Source organism: Polycladomyces subterraneus, from assembly GCF_030433435.1.
GTDB classification, from domain to species: Bacteria; Bacillota; Bacilli; order Thermoactinomycetales; family JIR-001; genus Polycladomyces; species Polycladomyces subterraneus.
This window is the reverse complement of the sequence record NZ_JANRHH010000038.1, coordinates 66282-90469: the sequence shown is the minus strand read 5'-3', so window position 1 is coordinate 90469 and position 24188 is coordinate 66282. Positions and strand designations below refer to the sequence as shown.

24 protein-coding genes are annotated in these 24188 nt (G+C 53.6%); 20 read left to right on the top strand and 4 right to left on the bottom strand.

All coding sequences use genetic code 11. The features are described 5' to 3' along the window. Positions 1 to 85: 85 nt before the first annotated feature. The 4 genes from NWF35_RS11300 to NWF35_RS11285 all read right to left on the bottom strand — a co-directional run bounded on the left by NWF35_RS11300 (position 86) and on the right by NWF35_RS11285 (position 3554). Positions 86 to 508, bottom strand: a complete 423-nt coding sequence (locus NWF35_RS11300) for a hypothetical protein (protein ID WP_301239187.1) — start codon at positions 506 to 508, stop codon at positions 86 to 88. 140 nt (positions 509 to 648) lie between these two features. Next, on the bottom strand, positions 649 to 1524 hold the full coding sequence (locus NWF35_RS11295; RefSeq protein WP_301239186.1) for a MurR/RpiR family transcriptional regulator: 876 nt from the start codon (positions 1522 to 1524) through the stop codon (positions 649 to 651). Positions 1525 to 1532: 8 nt separating this feature from the next. Continuing rightward, the gene (locus NWF35_RS11290; protein ID WP_301239184.1) at positions 1533 to 2900 is read right to left on the bottom strand and encodes an aspartate aminotransferase family protein; all 1368 of its coding nucleotides are present in this window, start codon (positions 2898 to 2900) and stop codon (positions 1533 to 1535) included. Positions 2901 to 3101: 201 nt separating this feature from the next. Further along, on the bottom strand, positions 3102 to 3554 hold the full coding sequence (locus NWF35_RS11285; RefSeq protein WP_301239182.1) for a cupredoxin domain-containing protein: 453 nt from the start codon (positions 3552 to 3554) through the stop codon (positions 3102 to 3104). A gap of 158 nt (positions 3555 to 3712) precedes the next feature. Between NWF35_RS11285 and NWF35_RS11280 the strand changes: the two genes are divergently transcribed. The 20 genes from NWF35_RS11280 (at position 3713) to NWF35_RS11185 (ending at position 24123) form a co-directional block, all read left to right on the top strand. Continuing rightward, the gene (locus NWF35_RS11280; RefSeq protein ID WP_301239180.1) at positions 3713 to 3940 is read left to right on the top strand and encodes a WYL domain-containing protein; all 228 of its coding nucleotides are present in this window, start codon (positions 3713 to 3715) and stop codon (positions 3938 to 3940) included. Further along, positions 3924 to 4250, top strand: a complete 327-nt coding sequence (locus NWF35_RS11275) for a YolD-like family protein (RefSeq protein WP_301239179.1) — start codon at positions 3924 to 3926, stop codon at positions 4248 to 4250. The genes NWF35_RS11280 and NWF35_RS11275 overlap by 17 nt, the downstream gene beginning before the upstream one ends. A 128-nt stretch (positions 4251 to 4378) precedes the next feature. Further along, the gene (locus NWF35_RS11270; RefSeq protein WP_301239178.1) at positions 4379 to 4522 is read left to right on the top strand and encodes a hypothetical protein; all 144 of its coding nucleotides are present in this window, start codon (positions 4379 to 4381) and stop codon (positions 4520 to 4522) included. Positions 4523 to 4769: 247 nt separating this feature from the next. Continuing rightward, on the top strand, positions 4770 to 5930 hold the full coding sequence (gene sucC, locus NWF35_RS11265; protein ID WP_301239177.1) for an ADP-forming succinate--CoA ligase subunit beta: 1161 nt from the start codon (positions 4770 to 4772) through the stop codon (positions 5928 to 5930). A gap of 36 nt (positions 5931 to 5966) precedes the next feature. Further along, positions 5967 to 6872 carry a succinate--CoA ligase subunit alpha gene (sucD, locus tag NWF35_RS11260; protein WP_301239176.1) on the top strand — a complete coding sequence of 302 codons (906 nt, stop codon included), beginning with the start codon at positions 5967 to 5969 and terminating at the stop codon, positions 6870 to 6872. Between the two features lie 107 nt (positions 6873 to 6979). Further along, on the top strand, positions 6980 to 8029 hold the full coding sequence (gene dprA / locus NWF35_RS11255) for a DNA-processing protein DprA (protein WP_301239203.1): 1050 nt from the start codon (positions 6980 to 6982) through the stop codon (positions 8027 to 8029). A 510-nt stretch (positions 8030 to 8539) separates the two neighbouring features. Next, entirely contained in the window at positions 8540 to 10612 is a 2073-nt protein-coding gene (gene topA, locus NWF35_RS11250) for a type I DNA topoisomerase (RefSeq protein ID WP_301239175.1), read from the top strand. A gap of 18 nt (positions 10613 to 10630) precedes the next feature. Then, positions 10631 to 11950: an FADH(2)-oxidizing methylenetetrahydrofolate--tRNA-(uracil(54)-C(5))-methyltransferase TrmFO gene (gene trmFO / locus NWF35_RS11245; protein WP_301239174.1), complete on the top strand. Its 1320-nt coding sequence runs from the start codon at positions 10631 to 10633 to the stop codon at positions 11948 to 11950. A 267-nt stretch (positions 11951 to 12217) separates the two neighbouring features. Continuing rightward, complete coding sequence (gene hslV, locus NWF35_RS11240) at positions 12218 to 12757, top strand: ATP-dependent protease subunit HslV (protein ID WP_301239173.1); 540 nt, start codon at positions 12218 to 12220, stop codon at positions 12755 to 12757. A gap of 4 nt (positions 12758 to 12761) precedes the next feature. Continuing rightward, positions 12762 to 14177, top strand: a complete 1416-nt coding sequence (hslU, locus tag NWF35_RS11235; RefSeq protein ID WP_301239172.1) for an ATP-dependent protease ATPase subunit HslU — start codon at positions 12762 to 12764, stop codon at positions 14175 to 14177. A gap of 22 nt (positions 14178 to 14199) precedes the next feature. Then, on the top strand, positions 14200 to 14979 hold the full coding sequence (codY, locus tag NWF35_RS11230) for a GTP-sensing pleiotropic transcriptional regulator CodY (protein ID WP_301239171.1): 780 nt from the start codon (positions 14200 to 14202) through the stop codon (positions 14977 to 14979). 163 nt (positions 14980 to 15142) lie between these two features. Further along, positions 15143 to 15841, top strand: coding sequence for a 30S ribosomal protein S2 (gene rpsB / locus NWF35_RS11225; protein WP_301239169.1), 699 nt, complete (start codon positions 15143 to 15145; stop codon positions 15839 to 15841). 198 nt (positions 15842 to 16039) lie between these two features. Beyond that, positions 16040 to 16690 (top strand): translation elongation factor Ts, encoded by a 651-nt coding sequence (gene tsf / locus NWF35_RS11220; protein ID WP_301239167.1) that lies wholly within the window; start codon positions 16040 to 16042, stop codon positions 16688 to 16690. Between the two features lie 112 nt (positions 16691 to 16802). Next, positions 16803 to 17528 (top strand): UMP kinase, encoded by a 726-nt coding sequence (gene pyrH / locus NWF35_RS11215; RefSeq protein ID WP_301239165.1) that lies wholly within the window; start codon positions 16803 to 16805, stop codon positions 17526 to 17528. After that, a complete protein-coding gene (frr, locus tag NWF35_RS11210) occupies positions 17528 to 18085 on the top strand; it encodes a ribosome recycling factor (protein WP_301239163.1) in 558 nt (185 codons plus the stop codon). Before pyrH ends, frr begins: the two co-directional genes overlap by 1 nt. A gap of 187 nt (positions 18086 to 18272) precedes the next feature. Then, positions 18273 to 19058: an undecaprenyl pyrophosphate synthase gene (gene uppS / locus NWF35_RS11205; RefSeq protein ID WP_301239161.1), complete on the top strand. Its 786-nt coding sequence runs from the start codon at positions 18273 to 18275 to the stop codon at positions 19056 to 19058. Positions 19059 to 19079: 21 nt separating this feature from the next. Then, positions 19080 to 19880, top strand: coding sequence for a phosphatidate cytidylyltransferase (locus tag NWF35_RS11200; RefSeq protein WP_301239160.1), 801 nt, complete (start codon positions 19080 to 19082; stop codon positions 19878 to 19880). 12 nt (positions 19881 to 19892) lie between these two features. After that, entirely contained in the window at positions 19893 to 21044 is a 1152-nt protein-coding gene (locus NWF35_RS11195; protein WP_301239159.1) for a 1-deoxy-D-xylulose-5-phosphate reductoisomerase, read from the top strand. 75 nt (positions 21045 to 21119) lie between these two features. Continuing rightward, a complete protein-coding gene (gene rseP, locus NWF35_RS11190) occupies positions 21120 to 22379 on the top strand; it encodes an RIP metalloprotease RseP (protein WP_301239158.1) in 1260 nt (419 codons plus the stop codon). Between the two features lie 22 nt (positions 22380 to 22401). Continuing rightward, positions 22402 to 24123, top strand: a complete 1722-nt coding sequence (locus NWF35_RS11185; protein ID WP_301239157.1) for a proline--tRNA ligase — start codon at positions 22402 to 22404, stop codon at positions 24121 to 24123. Positions 24124 to 24188 lie beyond the last annotated feature (65 nt).

The window sequence follows — 24188 nt, the reverse complement described above, 5'->3', positions numbered from 1 at the left end:
TTTAGGCAATCCATACCGCCGGAATTTGGCGAGAGGATTTCACAGGGGTACGGTAGTGACGGGAACCATTGACAGCCAGTTCCCGTCACTTTTCTTTTTCCATGTATTCCGGATACTCCAAGAGAAAAGCCTGAACGACGTTTTCATATTCCTCATCCGGGATTTCATGCAGACGTTGTGAGCGAATTTCGAAAAAATAGAGGTCGTCATCCGGATGATCACGATTGTAATACATGGCATACAACCTGTTGTCGTGGCGGAAGGTGGCACCCAAAACGGCATGGATCTCTCTGTCTTCCGTCTTCAGTATCTGGAAGAAAAACGGTTCTACCTGATCCCAGACCGTTTCTGTGTAGGTTTCCCCGGGATAACGCAACCACAGGGTATCATCCTTCCATTCCGCCACATATAGCTGGGTTTTTTCTTCTTTCGGCCATACCAACAAGAGATGACGCACATGTTCGTGGATAAACACATACTGGTGGGGTGTATCAAATTGGATATGCAAAGCGATTCCCCCTCTTTATCCAGGTTGATGCCAGAGTATGCGGATTCCACACTCGACGGGATATATGGCCGCGCTTCCCCAATCGTAGTGGTAGTCGCAAGTTGTTTTCTTCACCGGGTTCCCACTTCCTCTCGATCTGCTTACCGTTTTTTGTTTTCCGAAGGATAATAAATCCCTTCCATCTCCCACAATTGCTCCATATTTTTCAGATGACGGGTGATTTCCTGTTTATCCATCCTAGAAACCGCGATCAGCAACGCGTTGATCAGGCTGAGTGGAGCGACAAAGGAGTCGAGGAAAGAAGGCGAGTTGCTCGCAGCGATCAAGTAGAGATCGGATGTGCTGGCAAGGGGTGAACGGTGGGAATCGGTAATCGCCAATGTCCTCGCTCCTCGTTTCCTCACATATTGGAGGGCTTGAACCGTTCGTGACGTATAGCGGGAAAAGCTGATTCCAATGACTAAATCATTCGAACCCAGGGTGGAAAGTTGTTCGAACATCGTATCGGATTCTGTGATCAGCCGGGTGTTTTTCTTCAGCAAATGCAGGTAAAACGCCAGAAATGAACCCAAAGCATGGGAGCTGCGGAATGCGATGATGGTGACGGATTTGGCTTGGTGTATCTGTTGAACGGCTTTGCCGAACATGTCGGGGTCTAACATCTGAATGGTTTGTTTCAAATTGGACAGATCATCGGACAAAACTTCATAGGCGATGCGTTGTTCTTCGGAGTACAGTTCTTCCGCCAAGTCCAACCGCTCGACCGTTGTGACGCGTTTGCGAAGCTGCTCTTGCAAACTGCGTTGCATTTCCGTAAATCCCGCAAATCCGAGGGTGGTAGCGAAGCGGATGACGGTCGCTTCGCCCACACCTGCTTGTTTGGCCAATTGGGCCGTAGTCAAAAACGGTACGGTATCCGGGTGTCCCTCGATATAAGCTGCAATTTGCCGTTGTGCTTTGCTCATCCGGCTGATTTTCTCCCGTATTCTTTGAAAAACGTCATGCTTGTCGGACACGGGTATCCCTACTTTCTCACCAGACTTTTGACGGCAAGCTCAAATCGTTCCAGTGTTTCATCAATCACTTCGGGGGTATGAGCCGTTGATAGAGAGAAACGATTGAGCGGTTTGATGAAAATTCCTTGGTTTAACAACTGGGTGTCCAATTTCCTCCGCAAGGTCAGATTCGACTCCAAGACATCCTGGATACGGCGGACAGGCAGATCCGATAGCACCAGATTGAAAATGCTGCCCACGCCGACGGTCTGACATGCGATCCCATAGCGGTTCAAGATTTCCTCCATTCCGTTGCGCAGTTGTGTCGTGGTTGCCTCCAATTGCGGATAGACGCCGGGTTTTCGAAGTACTTGGATCGTGGCCAATCCTGCGGTGAGGACAATTGGATGACCGTTATAAGTGCCACTGTGAAATAAGGGTTGGTCCTGACCAAGAGACGGCGGTTGCTGTTCAGTCGTCAGAATGTCCACTCCACTGGCGGGTGAACATAATTCCATCACTTCCTCCCAACCTCCGACAGCTCCGACAGGAAAACCGCCTCCCAACACTTTTCCGAGGGCGGTCAAATCGGGGACCACTCCGTATATTCCTTGTGCTCCTGACAATCCGGTGCGAAATCCTGTCTTCACCTCGTCAAATATCAGTACCATCCCATATTGGTGTGTGAGTTCCCGTAACCTTTTCAGGAAAGTTTCATCTGGTGGAATAAATCCTCCTTGGATGGGTTCCATGATCACAGCGGCGATTTCATGACGATGTTGATGGAGGATTTCTTCTGTTTGGTCCCATTCATTAAATGGAAGGACCACGATATTTTCTGCGTAATAATCAGGCAGACCGAGGGAATCTAGCGTTTTTACCGGATGCCGTTCGAGATTTCGTTGTTGGGGGTTTACGCTGATCAGCACTTGATCATAACTGCCATGATAGTGACCTTCAAATTTGGCCAACTTTTTTCTCCCGGTCCACGCCATGGCCAAACGAATAGCCAGCAATGTGGCTTCCAATCCTGAATTGGTGAAGCGAACCTTTTCGATCCCGGGATACATGTCGACCAATACGCGGGCCATCTCCGTTTCCAAGCGATGGGGAGTTCCGAAGATCGGAGTACCGATTCGGGCGAATGCCTGGTTGATGGCATCGATAACGCTTTGATTCCCGTGCCCCAAAATGAGCGCTCCGTAACATAGGTTGTAATCGATATACTGATTGCCGTCAACATCGTACAGGTAAGTGCCGGAGGCTGAGTCCATGACGATGGGGTAGGGATCGAAGTATTTGATGTTGGCTGTTACTCCACCCGGTATCCACCGGGCCGCCTCACGATATATTTGGGCAGAACGAGCAGTCTTGCGGAGGAATGAACTGTTTTCCATTATTGTCACCTCATTTGAAACATACACTCCATAAATAGATTATAACGGAGTATATATTTCATTTACCGCATGATGAGTGCATTGTCAAGGTACAATTTAAGATCCAGGAGGAAATAGGGGTTCATGAGAAGTGTGTTTGATATGCGGATAAAACAGGCGTGTTTTTCCACCGATTCAGCGGAAAATCACGCCTTTTGGTCTTCATTTCGTTCCACGCGGCAAAACGACGATATACCCGATCATGGGACCATTGGTTTCAGCGGTGGGATGAGTGTGGCATATCAGTTGAAACGTACCGGGTTTGTTCGCTGTAAAGGAGACACGCGTGATTTGTCCCTGTCTGACATTGCCGCGTACGTGGTATCCTTGGATGGAAAACGGATGTTCTTTGCCGCTGACGCCCCGAATGACCAGATGAACGCGATCCCCCTGGTGAACCACGATCATACCGGGGTCCCACCGGTATGCTTCCAACTTTTTGCCTTGGTATCGACCCTTGACTTCACCTGTTACCATATAAAACGTTTTTTCTGATGTCGTGGTCGGTTGGCCGGCAGAAGCGTCGCGCGCCACAAACGGCGCTTCCCCTATATAGACGGCACCTGTCAAGAATAGGACTAACACCAAATACAGCCAAAAACGTCTTGGTGACATCACCAGACCTCCTTTTGGAAAGGTTATTTTCAATATCACCGGCACACAAATTTTTCATCCATTTTCATGGGATAAATTGGAGATTGTATCATAGGATGGGTGGTGCATATAATAAGAACAAACGTTCTGTCGTATGTTCCACATCGAGGTGTAGGGTTATGGTGGACATCGTGCTTCAACAGGCGGTTCGTAGAAATGAACCGGTAGAGATCATTTACATGGACAATCGAGCGGGTGCGATCACTCAACGACAGATACGGATTTACCGGATGACGGCAGAAACGGTCCAAGCTTATTGTTATGAACGACAAGCCGTGCGTACTTTCCGGCGGGATCATATTTTGGCCGCACAGAGGGGGGAGCGGCGGCATGGATCGCGGCAATAAACTGTGGGAGGGACACCGGATGTTTCTTCCGGAACATGCAGCGTTGTACCGTGAAAGAAAACGGGAACGGCATACTCCCCCCGTATTGGACGAACAGCGATGGGAAGAGATCGACCGGTTGGTATCCAAAGCCATGAGGGAAGGTCGGACACTGTGCTGGACCATTTTCCATCCTGATGGCCCCTATGTCGTCCAAGGCCGCGTCGGGCGGATTCGTCCCGAACAGGGATGGATCGAAGTGTGCGAAGCAGAAGGCAGGATACGGGTACCGCTGAATCGTCTGGTCGATGTCCGCTCGGTGGAGGAGTGAAGCAAAAGGTCGACCGCACGAAGAAGGTTTCCGAAAGCGGTGAAACCGTGCTATACTGATGAGTGGATGATGAGGTAACGCTTCCATGCGAACAAATAGCATGGGCAAACAGACAGGAGGTTCAAACCATGGCTTCCCATATGCAACCGCGTCCCGACGAGAACCAAGAAAATGATTTGCTCGACATGATGGTCGGCTCAGGTGTCTCTATTGCCTTTTTTATGGGGATCGCCTTGATCGCCGGTATCATCAGCTATTTCGTCAAGGGTTAATGTCCCGCGCGTGGCGGGAGTAAGAGGGCCGAGTCAGGATGTCGCGCCCTCTGTTTTTGTTGCGTGCCGGGCGGTTGGCAATCCCGAGCGCTTACGCTATACTTGCAATAGTGCCGGAAGAAGCGCTTTCGGTTTCTTTCTGCTGTTTGATTGTTTGAAATGAACTGATTATTGGAAGTCGTTTCTCCCAGACAACCTGCGCAAACCGATCGCGACGGGGGAGAACACCAGGATAGGGGGATGGAGCATGAACGTACATGAGTACCAGGGCAAAGAGGTGCTGAAACAGTACGGGGTTGCGGTGCCGAACGGGCGAGTCGCTTTCACCCCGGAGGAAGCGGTGGAAGCGGCCCGGGCGTTGGGCGGCGATCTGTGGGTGGTCAAAGCGCAAATTCACGCCGGCGGCCGCGGTAAAGCGGGTGGAGTGAAGCTGGCGCGCAGTTTGGATGAAGTACGCGCGTATGCGGAGGAATTGCTGGGCAAAGTGCTTGTCACCCACCAAACCGGCCCGGAAGGAAAAGAAGTGAAGCGCCTCCTCATCGAAGAAGGATGCAAAATCGAGAAAGAATACTACGTCGGCATGGTCGTGGACCGTTCCAAAGGTCGCGTGACGATGATGGCTTCCGAAGAAGGTGGAACAGAGATTGAAGAAGTGGCGGCCAAAACACCGGAAAAAATCTTCAAGGAAACGATCGATCCGGCTGTTGGCTTGCTGCCGTTCCAAGCCCGTCGTCTCGCTTATGCGATCAACATCCCCCGCGATCGGGTGAACCAGGCTGTCAAGTTCATGATGGGCTTGTACCAAGCGTTCGTCGATAAAGATTGTTCGCTGGCAGAAATCAACCCGCTCGTCACGACGGCAGACGGTCGCGTGATGGCGTTGGATGCCAAGCTGAACTTCGACGACAACGCCCTGTATCGCCATCCCGACATCGTGGAGTTGCGCGATCTGGACGAAGAAGATCCGAAAGAAGTGGAAGCTTCCAAATACGATCTCAACTACATTGCCCTGGACGGCAATATCGGTTGTATGGTGAACGGGGCCGGCCTGGCGATGGCGACGATGGATATCATCAAACATTACGGCGGCGAACCTGCCAACTTCCTGGATGTGGGCGGCGGCGCGACGACCGAAAAAGTGACCGAGGCCTTCAAGATCATCTTGGCGGACCCCAACGTGAAGGGGATTTTGGTCAACATTTTCGGCGGCATCATGAAATGTGACGTGATCGCCACCGGCGTCGTGGAAGCGGCCAAACAGGTGGGGCTGGACCGGCCTCTGGTGGTGCGGCTGGAAGGAACCAATGTGGAAAAAGGCAAACAGATCCTGAACGAATCCGGCTTGAAAATCGTAGCTGCCGATTCGATGGCCGACGCGGCGCAAAAAATCGTTTCGCTGGTGAAGTGACGCAAAACGAGATCATCTGGAAAGGCGGGTTCGAAGTTGAGCATTTTCGTCAATAAAGACACCAAAGTCATCGTGCAGGGCATCACCGGTTCCAACGGTTTGTTCCACACCAAGCAAATGATTGAATACGGCACCCAAATCGTGGCCGGCGTCACCCCGGGAAAAGGGGGCACCCAAGTGGAAGGCGTGCCGGTATTCAATACCTTGGCCGAAGCGGTGGAAAAAACGGGAGCCAATGCGTCGGTGATCTATGTGCCGCCGGCATTCGCTGCAGACGCGATCATGGAAGCAGTGGATGCGGAACTGGACCTGGTCGTCTGCATCACCGAAGGCATCCCGGTACTGGACATGGTAAAAGTGAAGCGGTATATGGAAGGCAAAAAGACGCGTCTGATCGGACCCAACTGTCCGGGAGTCATCACGCCGGGTGAGTGCAAGATCGGCATCATGCCCGGATACATTCACACCCCGGGTCACGTTGGGATCGTGTCCCGCAGCGGCACGCTCACCTATGAAGCGGTGCATCAGCTAACCACCCGCGGCATCGGGCAATCCACGGCGGTGGGGATCGGCGGAGATCCGGTGAACGGCACCAACTTCATCGACTGCTTGAAAGCGTTCCAGGAAGACCCGGACACCAAGGCGGTCATCCTGATCGGTGAAATCGGCGGTACCGCCGAAGAGGAGGCAGCCGAATGGATCCGGGACAACATGGACATACCGGTGGTCGGGTTTATCGGCGGACAAACGGCGCCTCCCGGTAAACGGATGGGGCATGCGGGCGCCATCATCTCCGGCGGTAAGGGTACCGCGGCGGAAAAAATCGCAAAATTAGAGGAGTGCGGGGTCAAAGTGGCACCCACTCCGGCCGCCATCGGCGAGACGCTGGTCGAGGTTCTGAAAGAGAACGGCTTGCTGGAAGCCTGCATCACGAAGAAATGACATCATGGCTTTTTTCAGGGGACCTGCACGGCATGGTCCCCTTTTTTATTCAACGGTAAGCGGGGTGGAACCGTGGAGGAGCGGGTGCATGGATCGCTTTGCACCAGGTGAAGGGAGCGGGCTGGCATACCATCGATCGGTTGCATCGTACCGGTTGGGTGCCGTCGAATCCGATGTCCTCGGCCATGATGGAGGCGGCCAGGGCGATGGGCGTATCGCAACAGCGATTGGATCGGATAAGGGAAAAATGTACCCCGGCGTTTGTCCGTGAAGTAAAGGTGGAATTGCAAAGAAGGGAGATCCGTGCGGTTACATTGTGGGATGACGATTACCCATCCTTGCTGCGGGAGATCCCGCAACCTCCTTGGGTGTTATATGTCAAAGGGGATGTATCGCTCCTTGACAGCCCGGGCATTGCCGTGGTGGGGACGCGTAAGCCGACGCCTTACGGCCGCCAGGCGGCACGCATGTTATCGGAACAGTTGGCTGGCGCCGGCTGGGTGGTGGTCAGTGGAATGGCGACGGGGATTGACAGTGAAGCCCATCGCGGCGCATTGCGGCAAAACGGGGCGATCGTGGCTGTATTGGGGACGGGCGTCGATGTGGTATATCCGAGAAATAACCATTCATTGTATCACGAATTGATCCGACACGGTGCAGTCTGCTCGGAGATGCCGCCGGGCACGGGACCGCATCCCGGTCTTTTTCCTCAACGCAATCGCATCATCAGCGGATTGTCATACGGCACGGTGGTGGTGGAAGCCGCGGAGCGGAGCGGGTCGCTCATCATCGTCGACTGCAGCATGGAACAAGGACGGGAGGTGTTCGCGGTACCCGGACCGATCACGTCGACCCAAAGTCCGGGCACGCACCGCCTCATTCAGGAAGGGGCCAAATGTGTGCGACGGGTGGAAGACATTTGGGAAGAATTCACTCATCTGATGCCGGCACCTCTTCTCGAATCTTTTGGGGAAGCCGATTCTTCCCTGATGGTGGAGGAAGAGGTGTTCGCGCTTATCGGAATCGACCCCGTTTCATTGGAAACAGTGATGAATCGGTGTCCGATTCCGGCCGAAGCGGTTCATTCTGTCTTATTGTCCTTGCAGTTGAAACGGTGCATCCGGCAATTGCCGGGAATGCAGTTTGTTCGTATGTGAATGGCATATACATATTCTCAGATAGGTGTATGAGATGTTGGTAGTTGGGTAAGGATTGGGAAAGAACTAATAAGACTGCTACAAAGTGGCTGTCCACTCGCGATTTCGGAAGCGGGGCTGAATTTCTAATTGAGCGACTATAGGTCGACTATCGGTCGTGCAGGAGGCAATGTTTTCTCAAGTGAGCGACGACCTATGGCCGACCGACAGAGCAATTTCCTCTAAGCGAAGCGTACTTGGCCACGTCCTGCGCTTTCCGGTTCGGAGTGGCCTTGGTTCCCTTCATTGCAGGGTGCAGGTGGAGCGCGCCGGGAAATCATGCCCGTGATATCGCGATATCCACCGGATTCGCCTACGGAACGAGCTCAGAAATCGTATATGCGGGTAAATGTAGGATTTGTGTTGCTCGGCGTGGTATATGTTACGAACAACCGCCCGGGGTATTGATTTGACATTGGCGGTTGACATCCGAAATAATAGGAACGGTTTCATATGAGGGGAGGGCACGGGATGGCCGATTCGCTCGTGATTGTCGAATCGCCCGCCAAAGCCAAAACCATCGGGAAATACTTGGGCAAGAATTATATCGTGAAAGCATCGATGGGACACGTGCGGGATTTGCCCAAAAGCCAGTTGGGCGTAGATATCGAACACCGTTATGAACCGAAATACATCACCATCCGGGGAAAGGGAAGTGTGCTGAAAGAACTGCGCGAAGCGAGCAAAAAAGTCAAACGCGTGTATCTCGCCGCTGACCCGGATCGTGAGGGGGAAGCGATCGCGTGGCATTTGGCGCACAGTTTGGATCTGGAGTTGGATAAGCCCTGCCGGGTGGTGTTCAACGAAATCACCAAGCAAGCCGTACGCGAAGCGTTTAAGCATCCGCGCAAAATCGACATGGATTTGGTCAATGCCCAGCAGGCGCGCCGAATTTTGGATCGGCTCGTGGGATACGGCATCAGTCCCTTGCTGTGGAAAAAGGTGAAGAAAGGACTGAGTGCCGGTCGGGTCCAGTCGGTGGCCGTCAAGCTGATCATTGACCGGGAAAAGGAGATCCGAAACTTCCAGCCCGAAGAGTACTGGACGGTCACTGCCGTGCTGTTGGCCGGCGATGAACCGTTCGAGGCCAAATTTTACGGCTACGGCAAGGACAAGGCCGAGTTGAAATCCGAAGATGACGTAAAGCAACTGCTGGAGAAGATTAAAGGAAAGCGGTTCGTCGTCGGGGAGATCAAAAAAAGTGAACGTAGACGCAACCCGGCTCCGCCGTTTATCACCAGTTCCCTGCAGCAGGAAGCGGCCCGTAAGCTCAATTTCCGCGCGGCCAAAACGATGTCGGTGGCACAACAGCTGTACGAAGGGGTGGAGTTGGGCAAAGAAGGTTCCGTCGGGTTGATCACCTACATGCGGACGGACTCGACACGGGTGTCGGAAGTGGCGCAAACGGAAGCGCGGCAATACATTGCGCAACAGTTCGGGGAAAACTTTGTGCCGTCTCAGCCCCGGTCGCACAAAAAGAGCGCCGGTGCGCAGGATGCTCACGAAGCGATCCGGCCCACCTCGGTTATGCGTACACCAAGTCAGGTCAAGCCGTATCTGAGCCGTGACCAATTCCGGTTGTACAAACTGATTTGGGAGCGGTTCGTGGCCAGTCAAATGGCGCCGGCCGTGCTGGATGTCATCTCTTGCGAGGTGCACGCCGGAGACGCGGTGTTCCGCGCTACCGGTTCCAAGGTGAAATTCCCCGGTTTCATGAAGGTGTACGTGGAGGGCAACGACGATAACCAAAAAGAGGAGGACAAACTCCTGCCTCCGTTGGAGGAGGGGCAAGTCCTGAAAAGGAAATCGATCGAACCCAAACAGCACTTCACCCAGCCGCCTCCTCGCTATACGGAGGCGAGACTGGTGCGAACGTTGGAAGAATTGGGGATCGGTCGCCCCAGTACCTACGCGCCGACACTGGAAACCATCCAGAAGCGTGGTTATGTCACGTTGGAGGACAAACGATTCATTCCCACCGAATTGGGGGAGATCGTCATCGAACTGATGGAGGAATTCTTCCCCGAAATTCTCAACGTAGAGTTTACAGCCAATATGGAAGAGGAATTGGACCACATAGAAGAAGGTAAGGTAGACTGGGTCAAGGTGCTGGACGCGTTTTACCGTCAGTTCCGTGAACGGTTGAATGTGGCGGAAAAAGAAATGGAAACGGTCGAGATCCAGGACGAAGTGTCAGATGAATCATGTGAGAAGTGCGGTCGTCCGATGGTATACAAATTTGGCCGTTACGGCAAGTTTCTGGCCTGTTCCGGTTTTCCGGATTGCCGTAACACCAAGCCGATACTCAAATCGACGGGTGTGACCTGCCCCAAATGCAAGCAGGGTGAAATCGTGGAACGTAAAACCAAACGCCGTCGGACATTTTACGGTTGCAGCAGGTACCCGGAATGCGATTTCGTTTCATGGGATCAGCCGGCACCGCGTCCATGCCCCCGTTGCGACAACTTGATGGTGATCAAAAAGAAAAAGAACGAATCCGTGATTCACTGTACCGAATGCGACTATGAAACGACTGAGCGTTGACGAAAGGGGAGCCTAGAAATGCCGAAACAACCGGTAAATGTGATCGGCGCCGGTTTGGCGGGGAGCGAAGCAGCGTGGCAGATTGCTCAACGCAACGTGCCGGTCCGTCTGTACGAGATGCGGCCGGTCAAACGGACGCCGGCACACAGGGGAGGCGATTTCGCCGAGCTGGTATGCAGCAACTCACTCCGCTCCAATGAATTGACCAATGCCGTGGGAGTATTAAAAGAAGAAATGCGTCGGTTGGACTCGCTGATTATGCGGTGTGCCGACCAACACGCCGTTCCCGCCGGGGGTGCGTTGGCCGTAGATCGTGAGGCGTTTTCAGCCGAGGTAACGGCGGCTTTGCACAATATCTCTCACGTGGAGATCATTCAAGAAGAAGTGACGGACATTCCCGAAGGGATCACCGTGATTGCGACGGGACCGCTTACTTCCGCCGCCCTGTCGGAGAAACTGAAAGCGTTGACCGGTGAGGAGTATCTGTATTTCTACGACGCGGCGGCCCCGATCGTGGAAAAAGAGAGCATCGACATGGACAAAGTATTTGTCGCTTCCCGCTACGGCAAGGGGGAAGCCGCATACCTCAACTGCCCGATGACCGAAGAGGAATTTGACCGGTTCTATGATGCGCTGGTCACGGCAGAGACGGCTCCGCTCAAGGAGTTTGAGAAAGAGATTTACTTTGAAGGTTGCATGCCGATCGAAGTGATGGCCAAACGGGGCAAAAAAACCTTGTTGTTCGGTCCGATGAAGCCTGTCGGACTGGTTAATCCCCGCACCGGAAAACAACCGTTTGCGGTGGTGCAACTACGGCAGGACAACAGTGCGGGGACGTTGTACAACTTGGTCGGTTTCCAAACCCATTTGAAATGGGGAGAACAAAAGCGGATATTCCGCATGATCCCGGGTTTGGAGAACGCCGAAATCGTACGGTACGGTGTGATGCACCGCAACACGTTCATCAATTCTCCTAAGGTGCTCAAGCCCACGTATCAATTCAAGAATCGGGATGATTTGTTCTTTGCCGGTCAGATGACCGGAGTGGAGGGATATGTCGAGTCGGCCGCCTCCGGCTTGATCGCAGGGATCAATGCGGCAAGGCTGGCCATGGGCCAAGACCCGGTTGTGTTTCCGCATGAGACGGCGATCGGTAGCCTCGCCCACTATATTACCACGGCCGATCCGGACAATTTCCAACCGATGAATGCCAACTTCGGGTTGTTGCCGCCGCTCCCTCAAAGAATCCGCTCCAAAAAGGAACGCAATCTGAAAATCGCCGAACGCGCATTGGAAAGCTTACAGGCATTTTCCGGCGAGTTGTATACCCTCTCTTGATACTTCAACCGTCGGTGTGATACGATTGGGTAGGAACGTTCTGCTTTTTCTGAAAAGATCCGGCAGCCGAGAAACAGCAGTTTTACACTGCTGTTTCTTTATGATCAGCACACCTGCCACTGCATCAAGATGGATTACTGCGAATGGGTTGTCTCATCTTTTCCTTGGTTTGCCACATTTTTGTCCCTTTTTGTTCACTAATGCGCAAACTTTAGCAGAAACGGTGAGGAGCTTTGTGAGGTTGATGAAAAATGAGGAGGGAAGTTCATGTCTGCATTTCACGCGACGACCATTTGTGCCGTACGTCACCAAGGAGCAGCGGCGATGGCAGGTGACGGCCAGGTGACGTTCGGTAACCAGATGGTGATGAAGCATAGGGCCAAAAAAGTGCGTCGGTTATACAAGGGTAAAGTGGTTGCCGGTTTTGCCGGGTCCGTGGCTGATGCCATCACCTTATTCGAAAAGTTTGAAAGCAAGCTGGAGGAGTTCAACGGCAATCTGCCGCGGGCCGCGGTGGAGCTGGCGAAGGAATGGCGGTCAGACAAGGTTTTGCGCCGGTTGGAGGCGATGATGATCGTGATGGACAACGAACACCTCCTGCTGATTGCGGGTACGGGCGAGGTGATCGAACCGGATGATGACATCATCGCGATCGGTTCGGGCGGCAGTTATGCTTTGGCGGCGGCCCGGGCATTGAAACGGCATGTACCCGAGATGTCCGCCCGCGAAATCGTCGAGGCCGCATTGAAGATCGCCGGCGAAATCTGTGTTTTCACCAACGACCAAATCGTCGTGGAGGAGGTATGAGCTCATGGCGCAAGCCAATCGCAAGCGGGAACAGCTGACGCCGCGCCAGATCGTGGAGGAGCTGGACAAATACATCGTCGGTCAGAAAGAGGCCAAACGTGCGGTGGCGATTGCCCTGCGCAACCGCTATCGCCGCAGTTTATTACCGGATGAGATCAAAGACGAGGTGGTGCCGAAAAACATCCTGATGATCGGACCCACCGGCGTCGGAAAAACGGAGATTGCCCGTCGTCTGGCCAAATTGGTGGGTGCACCGTTCGTCAAGGTGGAGGCGACCAAATTCACCGAAGTAGGTTATGTCGGTCGGGACGTAGAGTCGATGGTGCGCGACTTGGTGGAAACGGCCATTCGTATGGTGAAGGCGGAGAAGATCGAAGAAGTGAAGGAACGCGCCGAAGAGCTGGCCGAGGATCGGATCGTCGAAATCTTGGTGCCGTCGCGCAAACCCGGAGCGGGATTCAAAAATCCGTTGGAAGCGTTGTTCCAATCCGCCACTTCCCCCCGGACAGACGACATGGATGAGGTCGAACGCGGTCGCGTTGCGGAAAAACGTCGTCAAGTGCGGGAAAAGTTGATCCGCGGCGAGTTGGAAGACCAAATGATCGAGATCGAAGTGGAAGACAGCTCCTTGCCGATGATGGATATGTTTGCAGGCTCGGGCGTGGAGCAGATGGGGATCAACATGCAGGAGATGCTGGGACAGTTTTTACCCAAACGGACGAAGAAGCGGCGTTTACCCGTACGCGAGGCGCGCAAGGTGTTGATCCAAGAGGAAGGGCAAAAACTGATCGACATGGATCAGGTGATACAGGAGTCCCTTGAACGGGTTGAACAATCCGGGATCATCTTCATCGACGAGTTGGACAAAATCGCCGGAAAGGACCGTGGCACCGGGCCGGATGTCTCCCGAGAGGGTGTGCAGCGAGATATATTGCCGATCGTCGAGGGTTCGACGGTGATGACCAAATACGGCCCGGTCAAGACGGATCATATTTTGTTCATCGCCGCGGGGGCGTTTCACACGGCCAAACCGTCCGATCTTATCCCGGAACTGCAGGGGCGTTTTCCCATTCGCGTGGAGCTGAACGATTTGACGGCGGATGACTTCGTCCGGATCCTGACCGAGCCCAAAAGCGCGCTGCTCAAACAATACGCTGCCCTGCTGGAAACCGAGGGGATCAAAGTGAAGTTCACCGATGAAGCGATTCGCGAGATTGCCGAGCTGGCTGCCGAAGTGAACAAAGGAACGGAAAACATCGGGGCCCGCCGTTTGCACACCGTGTTGGAGTGTCTGTTGGAGGAACTCTCGTTTGAAGCCCCGGACATCCATTTGGAAGAAATCGTGATCACGCCGGAATATGTGCGGGATCGCCTGGCCAAGATCGTCCAAAATAGGGACTTGAGCCAATACATTTTGTGAGTAAAGGAAGGAGAAATTAGTGATGGATTTGCTGACCAAAGCCCGCCAAATCAACCGCCTGTTACAGCGAACGGGTGGGCAGTCCGTGAGTTTCATGGAGATGGCCGAAGTATTGCGAGACGTCATCGTGGCCAACGTGTACGTGGTCAGTCGCAAGGGAAAAATTTTGGGCTACGGCATTGCTCAGGAATATGCGGTGGATGAAATGAATCACGTCGTGTTGCGTGATCGGCGTCTGCCGGAGGAATATAACCAGCTGTTGAAGCAGGTGAAGGAGACGTCCCCCAACTTGGACGAAACGAGTGAATACAGTTTCACGAAACAACTGGGCGGAATGTTTGAACACCGCTATACGACTGTGGTACCGATCGTCGGAGGCGGCGATCGACTGGGAACGCTTTTGCTCACCCGGTTTGACGCGCCGTTTGTTGACGATGATCTCGTCCTGGCGGAATACGGTGCGACAGTAGTCGGGATGGAAATATTGCGCGAAAAGGCGGAAGAGGCGGAAGAGGAAGCCCGCTCACGCGCGGTGGTCCAGCTGGCGATCAATTCGCTTTCATTCAGCGAGTTGGAAGCAGTGGAACACATTTTCGAGGAGCTGGAGGGGCCGGAGGGTCTGTTGGTGGCCAGCAAAGTAGCCGATCGTGTCGGCATCACCCGTTCCGTCATCGTCAACGCATTACGCAAACTGGAGAGCGCCGGTGTGATCGAATCGCGGTCGTTGGGGATGAAAGGCACGTATATCAAGGTCTTGAATGAAAGATTGTTGGTTGAATTGGCAAAACTGAAGGAAGTATGAGGTATCCAGGCTTGAGTTCTTGCCACCGGCGAGACGATTGTGTTATATTATAGAGCGGTGTGAAACACACACGTTGGAGGAAGCGGACGGACGTGCCGCTGTGGTGTGCGGTCCCGTTCGCGGATGAATCCAGCGGAGGAAGAACAATAAAGGAGGAATTTTAGTGGCTGTCGTTTCGATGAAACAATTGCTGGAAGCCGGTGTTCACTTCGGACACCAAACGCGTCGTTGGAACCCGAAAATGGCGAAATACATCTTCACGGAACGGAACGGGATCTACATTATCGACCTGCAAAAAACCGTGAAGATGATGGAAGAAGCCTACAACTTCGTCCGCGAGCTGGCCGCACAAGGCGGCAACCTCCTGTTTGTGGGGACCAAGAAGCAAGCGCAAGACGCAGTGCGGGAAGAAGCGGAACGCTGCGGCATGTTCTATGTCAACCATCGTTGGCTGGGTGGTACCCTGACCAACTTCCAAACGATCCGCAAGCGGATCGAGCGCCTGCACCAGCTGGAGGAAATGGAGCAAGACGGCACCTTTGATGTTCTGCCGAAAAAAGAAGTGGTGCTGCTGCGCAAAGAAAAGGCACGCCTGGAAAAATTCCTGGGCGGCATCAAGCATATGAAAAAACTGCCGGATGCGGTATTCATCATCGATCCGCGTAAAGAACGGATCGCTGTGGCTGAAGCACGTAAGCTGAACATCCCGATCGTGGCGATCGTGGATACCAACTGCGATCCGGACGAAGTGGATTATGTGATTCCGGGCAACGATGATGCCATCCGCGCTGTGCGGTTGTTCACCTCCAAAATGGCTGATGCCGTGTTGGAAGGGAAACAAGGCGAGCAAAGTGCTTCGTAATTGATCGAAAGCAAAGGGTGGCTGTGGGAAGGGATTCCTGCCCACCCTTTTCCTGCGTTAAGATTCCCTAGAGGAAAGTGCCCTTTTTCAATGAGCGACCTTTGAGATGCATAGAAACAGGAGCGAGAAGGAAAAAGGCGCACCCCAATCCACCCTAGGCGAATTGGAGAACAAGACTGTTGAAGGAGGAATCTCTTCATGGCCATTAGCGCGGCTCAAGTAAAAGAATTGCGGGAAAAAACGGGCGCCGGCATGATGGATTGTAAAAAAGCCCTGCAGGAAGCGAACGGAGACATGGAAAAAGCGGTAGAAATCCTGCGCGAGAAAGGATTGGCTGCTGCCGCGAAAAAAGCAGGACGAATCGCTGCCGAAGGGATTGTGGAATCCTACATACACGCAGGCGGACGGATCGGCGTGTTGGTAGAAGTGAACTGCGAAACCGACTTCGTGGCGAAAAACGCCGAATTCCAAGCATTTGTGAAGGACATCGCGATGCAGATCGCTGCGATGGCGCCGAAATACGTACGTCGTGAGGAAGTGCCTGCCGAAGAGGTGGAAAAAGAGCGCGAAATCCTGCGTACCCAAGCTTTGAACGAAGGCAAGCCGGAACATATTGTGGACAAAATGGTGGCGGGCCGACTGGAGAAATACTATCAACAAGTGTGTCTGTTGGAACAGCCGTTCATCAAAGACGGCGACAAAACGATCGATCAATTGGTGAAAGAGCAAATCGCCCGGATCGGGGAAAACATCTCCATTCGTCGTTTTGTACGTTACGAACTGGGTGAAGGGCTGGAAAAACGCGAAGACAACTTCGTTGAAGAAGTCATGGCCCAAATGAAGAAGTGAGTTTCGCGTCAAAAAAGGGAACACCCGGTGTTCCCTTTTTTGACGATGACCAGGGAAGGAAAACCAGACACCCTGTCGAATAAGGGTATCGTGTAGAAACGGAGGAACCGTTATGGAGCGGCCCCATTATCGACGTGTCGTGTTAAAACTGAGCGGAGAAGCCCTGGCCGGTCAGCAAGGCTACGGGATCGATCCGAAGGTGATCACTTCCATCGCCCAACAAATCAAAGAAGTGGTCGAAATGGGCGTTCAGGTAGCGGTGGTCGTCGGCGGCGGCAACATCTGGCGGGGTGTGGCCGGCAGCGCACGTGGTATTGACCGGGCGACGGCCGACTATATGGGCATGCTGGCTACGGTGATGAATTCGCTGGCATTGCAAGATTCTTTGGAGCAACTGGGTGTCCCCACCCGAGTCCAAACCTCCATCGAGATGCGTCAAGTGGCTGAACCGTACATCCGGCGACGCGCCATCCGGCATTTGGAAAAAGGACGGGTGGTCATATTTGCCGCCGGAACCGGTAACCCCTATTTCTCAACGGACACCACGGCTGCATTGCGTGCCGCTGAAATCGAAGCCGATGTCATCCTCATGGCCAAAAATAAAGTGGATGGCGTCTACTCCGCCGACCCGGCGCGCAATCCGGATGCGGTCAAGTATGATGAACTCACCTTCCTCGATGTGCTCAACCAGGGCCTCGGCGTGATGGACTCAACGGCATCTTCGCTTTGCATGGACAATGACATTCCTTTGATCGTATTTAATATTGAGAAAGAAGGCAACATTCGACGGGTCATTCTCGGAGAAAAAATCGGAACACTGGTGAGGGGGAGTATCTGATGCTGGAGCCGGTGAAAAAACAAGCCACCGATAAGATGGAGAAAGCGATTCAAGTGTTGAAGAAAGATTTGGCCGCTTTGCGTGCCGGCCGTGCGACACCGGCATTGCTGGAAAAAGTGGTGGTCGAATACTACGGCAGTGAAATGCCGGTAAACCAATTGGCCAACATCTCCACGCCGGATCCACGCACGCTGGTAATTCAGCCGTGGGACAAATCCGCTCTGGCTGAAATTGAGCGCGCCATCCTGAAATCGGATCTGGGACTGACCCCTTCAAATGACGGCAATGTCATTCGTATCAATTTGCCGGCGTTGACCCAGGAGCGGCGTGCCGAGCTGGTCAAGGTAGTCAAGAAGACGGGCGAAGAAGCCAAAGTGGCCATCCGAAACATTCGACGCGACGCCAACGATGATATCAAGAAATTAGAGAAAAACGGAGATATCTCCGAGGACGAATCCCGTCGCGGGCAGGATGAGATTCAAAAACTGACCGACAAATTTATTCAGGAAGCGGATAAGATTGTAGCGGCCAAAGAAAAAGAGATTATGGAAATCTGACAGCCGCGTGCGCAAAATGTCTCAAGGAACCGTGTTCCGAAGGCGTTTTCGCCGCGAAAAACGCGGCGTTTTTCGGGAAGCCCCTCTTCTTCACGGATGAGGGGGTTTTTTTCAAATCATTTCTTGGGTAAACGGTTTATATTATACTAGAGTTGTATCGCGACAGGGAATGTGCGGAGGAATGATCATGATCCAAACACTGAAACAATGGTTGACCGGTTATACGGAAGATAAAAAACCGAAGGATGAAGCTCGGCTGCTTGATTTGAAAAGGGGGCCCATTCCCCGGCATGTGGCCGTGATCATGGATGGGAACGGTCGTTGGGCCAAAAAGAGGGGGCTTCCCCGCATCGCCGGTCACCGCGAAGGGATGAAAACCGTACGTGAAATTGTCCGTGCGGCGGATGATTTGGGCATCCAGTCTCTAACGCTTTACTCCTTTTCAACGGAGAACTGGAAACGACCCAAAGAAGAAGTGGAATATTTGATGAAACTGCCGGAAGAGTTTCTGAAAACCGATCTGGAAGATTTGAAAAGGCGAAACGTCCGTGTGAAGATGCTGGGACAGGAGGAGGACTTGCCACCGCATACGCAGCGAGCGATGCGTACGTTTCAGGAGGAAACGAAAGAGAACACGGGTCTTACGCTCAATCTGGCGCTCAACTACGGTTCTCGGGCGGAAATTGTGTTGGCTCTGAAAAGGATTATAGAAGACGTGGAAACGGGAAAGATGGATAAAGACGAGGTCGACGAACAAACGGTGGATCGATATTTGTACACAGCTGGGCAACCGGACCCCGATTTAATCATCCGTACCAGCGGGGAGATTCGGATCAGCAACTTCATGTTGTGGCAGCTTGCTTACAGCGAATTGTGGTTCACCGAAGTGGCGTGGCCTGATTTCAATCGCGAACTGTTTTATCAAGCGATTATGGATTATCAACAGCGCTCGCGTCGTTACGGGGCGGTATGATGAAGACAGGAGAGTCCAAGGATGAAGCAACGTGTGATCACGGGGGTGTTGGGCGCCGCGGGATTTCTTTTCCTTCTGTGGATGGGCGGTTGGTGGTACACCGGACTGGTTGGCCTGCTGGCTACGGTGGGATATGCGGAATACTGCCGGATGAACCGTGTGAAGTGGGACAGCTTGCAAGCAGCCGTCGGCTTTTTGGTGGTCTGGCTCCTGTTTTTGTCCGGACTGGTTTCGGATGATCGCCACCCGTACGCGGGCGTTTTCCATTCACCCGAAAACATATTGATCGGTCTCATTCTCTATTTTCTGCTGACCGTGTGGACCAAAAACCGCGTCAACATTCATGAGACAGCCTATCTGCTGGTCGGTGCGCTATACATAGGTTATGGTTTTTCGTTTATGATGCAGTTGATCTGGCGACCTGATGGGTGGGCATGGACGCTATTGGTACTGTTGATTACATGGACCAATGACTCAGGTGCCTATTTTGTCGGGAGACGGTATGGTCGGCGCAGACTGTGGCCGGCCATCAGTCCCAACAAAACAGTAGAAGGCTCCATTGGCGGCATCATTTTCTCCGTTTTGATGGGTGTTGCCGTCGGATTGATTTTGCCCATCGAAACCGAACCGCTTGCACTGTTGGGTATCAGCCTGCTCGTCGCAGCGACGGGCCAGTTGGGTGATTTGGTCGAATCGGCGTGGAAACGTACCACAGGGGTAAAGGACTCCGGAATGTTGCTCCCGGGGCACGGCGGCGTATTGGACCGATTCGACAGCTTGCTGTTCAGTTTGATTGTGCTCAAAGTCTGTCACCTGATTTGAGGAGGAAGTTACATGAGACATCTGGCCATTCTCGGTTCGACGGGTTCCATCGGTACCAATACGCTGGCTGTGGCGGCGGAGCACCCCGATCAGTTTGAAGTCATGGCGCTGGCAGCCGGAACCAATGTCGAAGAGATGGTGCGACAAGTGAACCGTTTTCGCCCCCGTCTGGTTTCCATGGCGACGAAGGAAGCGGCTGAGGCGGTGCAGAGCCGGGTGGATGCCGGCGTGAAAGTGATGTGGGGCGATGAAGGGGTGATGGCGGTAGCCACGCATCCGGATGCCGATTATGTTGTGTCCGCTTTGGTCGGCAGTCGCGGCCTGCGCCCGACATTGGCGGCGATCGAAGCGGGTAAGGCCATTGGACTGGCCAACAAGGAGACGTTGGTCACGGCGGGGCATATCGTCAAAAAGGCGGCGGAACGCGCGGGTGTCACCATCTACCCAATCGACAGCGAACACTCTGCGATTTTCCAATGTCTGAATGGGGAACGCCACAAGGATGTTCACCGGATCATCTTGACGGCTTCCGGCGGGGCATTTCGGGATTGGACGCGCGAGCAATTGGCCGAGGCGACGCCGGAGGCAGCGCTGAAACACCCCAATTGGTCGATGGGAGCCAAGGTCACCATCGATTCCGCCACCATGATGAACAAAGGGTTGGAAGTGATTGAGGCGCACTGGCTGTTCGATCTTTCATATGATCGGATCGATGTGGTCATCCATCCGGAGAGTATCATCCATTCGATGGTAGAGTTTGTCGATGGTGCCGTGATGGCACAATTGGGAACGCCGGATATGCGCGTACCCATTCAATACGCGCTCACGTATCCGAAGCGACTTTCGCTCAGCACGAAACGATTGGACTGGGTCGAGTTGGGCAGCCTTCATTTCCGCCGGGCGGATTTTGACCGGTATCCCTGTTTGAGAATGGCGTATGAGGCGGGACGAATCGGCGGTACGATGCCAACCGTCCTCAATGCCGCCAACGAAGTGGCTGTCGAACGCTTTTTGGCGCGGGAGATTTCCTTCTTGGAAATGGAGAAGGTCATTGAGCGGGTGATGGAACGGCACCAACCCATCACCGAACCTTCGTTGGAAGCGATCGATGAGGCAGACCGATGGGCGAGAAGCGTCGCCTACGATGACCGGGTACGCGTGTGAAAGCCAAGGGATGTCTGGTGCGGCCGATATGCACCAGACACGCCCTTGCCATTGAAAAACAAGGCGGTGATCGGGATGCAAACCATCTTGTCGTTTGTCATCGTGTTGAGCGTGTTGGTGTTTATTCATGAATTGGGACATTTCCTCTTTGCCAAACGGGCGGGCATCTTGGTGAGGGAGTTCGCCATCGGGTTCGGTCCCAAGATTTTCTCCCGTTGGAAAGGGGAAACCCTGTATTCGATCCGCGCTTTACCGTTGGGTGGCTTTGTACGTATGGCGGGGGAAGACCCGGAAATCGTCGAATTGCAGACGGGATCCAAAGTGGCTGTGGAATTGGACGATCAGGATCGTGTGACGGGATTCTTTTTCCCAAAACATCCGAAGTACCAGTCCCTGCCCGTTAAAGGGAAAGTAACGGGAATGGATTTGGAAAAGGACCTGTTTGTCCGTCTGGAGACGGAAGATGGGCGTCCCTTACGTTATGACGTTCATCCGCAAGCCTTTCTGTACCGCGATCTAAAGGATAAAACACAAATTGCTCCTCTGGACCGGCAATTCAGTTCCAAAACACTGGGGCAGCGTGCGTTGACAATATTGGCGGGACCCGTTTTCAACATCGTGTTGGCCACAATATTGTTCATGGTCTTGGTCAAACTGACCGGTGTCGAATCCAAGGTGATTCACGATGTGGTACCCGGTTCACCCGCGGCCGAGTCTGGGTTAAAATCGGGAGATGTGATTCGTGCCGTGAACGGTCAAACGATCCGTGATGGTGACGACTTGCGGGATAAAGTGCAGCAATCACAGGGACAACCGATTTTGGTCACGGTGCAGCGTGGGGACCAGGTTTTTCAAACCAAGGTGAAACCGATCTGGAACCCGCAAATCAAGCAGTATCTCATGAATGTACGCTTGCAGCAGCAACCGGCCACCGCCACAGAAGTGGTGGCAAAGGGGGCGAAAGAGACCGTCATATGGACGGATCGGATCTTCGAGGGATTTGGCCAATTGATCACAGGCAAAATTGGCATCCAGTCCCTGGGAGGGCCGGTACAGATCGCCTCCATCACCGGACAGGCTGCAGAAGCAGGATTTCTCGCTTTGATCAGGTGGACGGCTTTACTCAGCCTGTATCTCGGTGTATTTAATCTGTTGCCCATTCCGGCCTTGGACGGAAGCCGACTGGTGTTTATCGGATTGGAGGCTTTGCGTGGACGGCCGGTAGATCCGAACAAAGAGAGCATGGTTCACTTTGTCGGATTCGCTTTGCTGATGGTACTGATGTTGGCAGTGACGTACAACGATATCATGAAGGTGTTTTTCAGTCAACGTTGAAGGGTGAAATGAGGAGAGATCGATGAGGCAAAAAACAGCTTTGATACCTACCTTACGTGAAGTTTCCGAAGCGGAGATGGTCAGCCATCGCCTGATGCTCCGGGCTGGCTTGATCCGTCAACTGGCGGCGGGAGTTTACACATATATGCCGCTGGCGTACCGCGTGTTGCGGAAAGTGGAACAGATTGTGCGCGAAGAGATGGATCGGACGGGTGCGCAGGAGTTGTTACTGCCGGCGATGCATCCGGCCGAACTTTGGCAAGAAACCGGTCGGTACGAAACCTACGGACCGGAACTGGTCAAGCTGAAAGACCGTCACGAGCGGGAGTTTGTTTTGGGACCGACTCATGAAGAAGTGATCACCGATCTGGTTCGTCACTTCGTCAATTCGTATAAACGTCTGCCGATGACGTTGTATCAGATCCAGACCAAATTCCGCGACGAGCGTCGTCCGCGATCCGGTTTGTTGCGCGGTCGGGAATTTATCATGAAAGATGCCTACTCTTTCCACACGGACCGGGAAAGCCTGGACGAGACTTACCAAGCGATGTACGATGCCTATGTCAACGTGTTCACCCGTTGCGGATTGGATTTCCGTGCGGTGGAAGCGGACGCCGGCGCCATCGGAGGAAAGGGGACGCACGAGTTCATGGTGCTGGCCGACTCCGGTGAGGATACGATTGCGCTCTGTAATGACTGCGACTATGCGGCCAATATCGAAATGGCCGAGGTGGTGTTCAACGAACCGACGGAAGTGACGCGCGGGGAGCGTCAGCCGGAGAAAGTAGCCACCCCGAAGGCGTCCACCATTGAAGAAGTGACAAAAGTGTTGGGCGTTGAGTCGGATCAGGTGATCAAAAGCATCTTGTTCGTCGCCGACAAGGAACCGGTACTGGTTTTGGTTCGCGGTGACCATGAAGTGAACGAGGTCAAGGTGAAAAACGTGCTGAACGCCGCGATCTGCGAGTTGGCTGACGAAGCGACCGTCCGGCGCGTGACAGGAGCACCGGTCGGTTTTGCCGGGCCGGTCGGCTTAAAGGAAAAAGTGAAAATCCTGGCCGACCAGGCTGTCAAAGTGATGCCCGAAGCGGTGGTTGGTGCCAACGAAGCTGACGCGCACTTGATTCATGTGGTGCCGGAGCGGGATTTCCAAGTGGATCTGTATGCCGATTTGCGCAACATCCAAGAGGGCGATGTCTGCCCGCGTTGCGGTGGCTCCATCCGGTTTGCCCGCGGCATCGAAGTGGGACATGTGTTTAAGCTAGGCACCCGCTATAGCGAAGTGATGCGCGGGACGTTCTTGGACAAAGAAGGTCGGGAGCAACCGTATATTATGGGATGTTACGGGATCGGCATCTCCCGGACGGTGGCGGCGGTCATCGAGCAACACCATGACGAAAACGGGATCATCTGGCCGTCCAGCATTGCTCCGTTCCAAATTCACCTGATCGCCGTCAATATGAAAAACGAGGATCAGGCGCGTACGGCTGAACAATTGTACGAAGCGCTGAAACAAGCCGGATATGAAGTGTTATTTGACGACCGGGAAGAACGTGCCGGCGTGAAGTTCAAAGATGCCGACCTGATCGGCATTCCCCTTCGGATCACGGTGGGGGCCAAAGCCGCGGAGGGATTGGTCGAATACAAATTCCGCCGATCCGGAGAAAGTGGCCAGTTGGCCGTACAGGAAGTGTTGGAGCAACTGCCGGAGCTGCTCAAACGCGTGGATCAACCGGTGTCGTGAAGCTGACAATAACACCCCCGCACGAAAAGGTGCGGGGGTTTCAATTTGCCAAGCCCTGACGGATG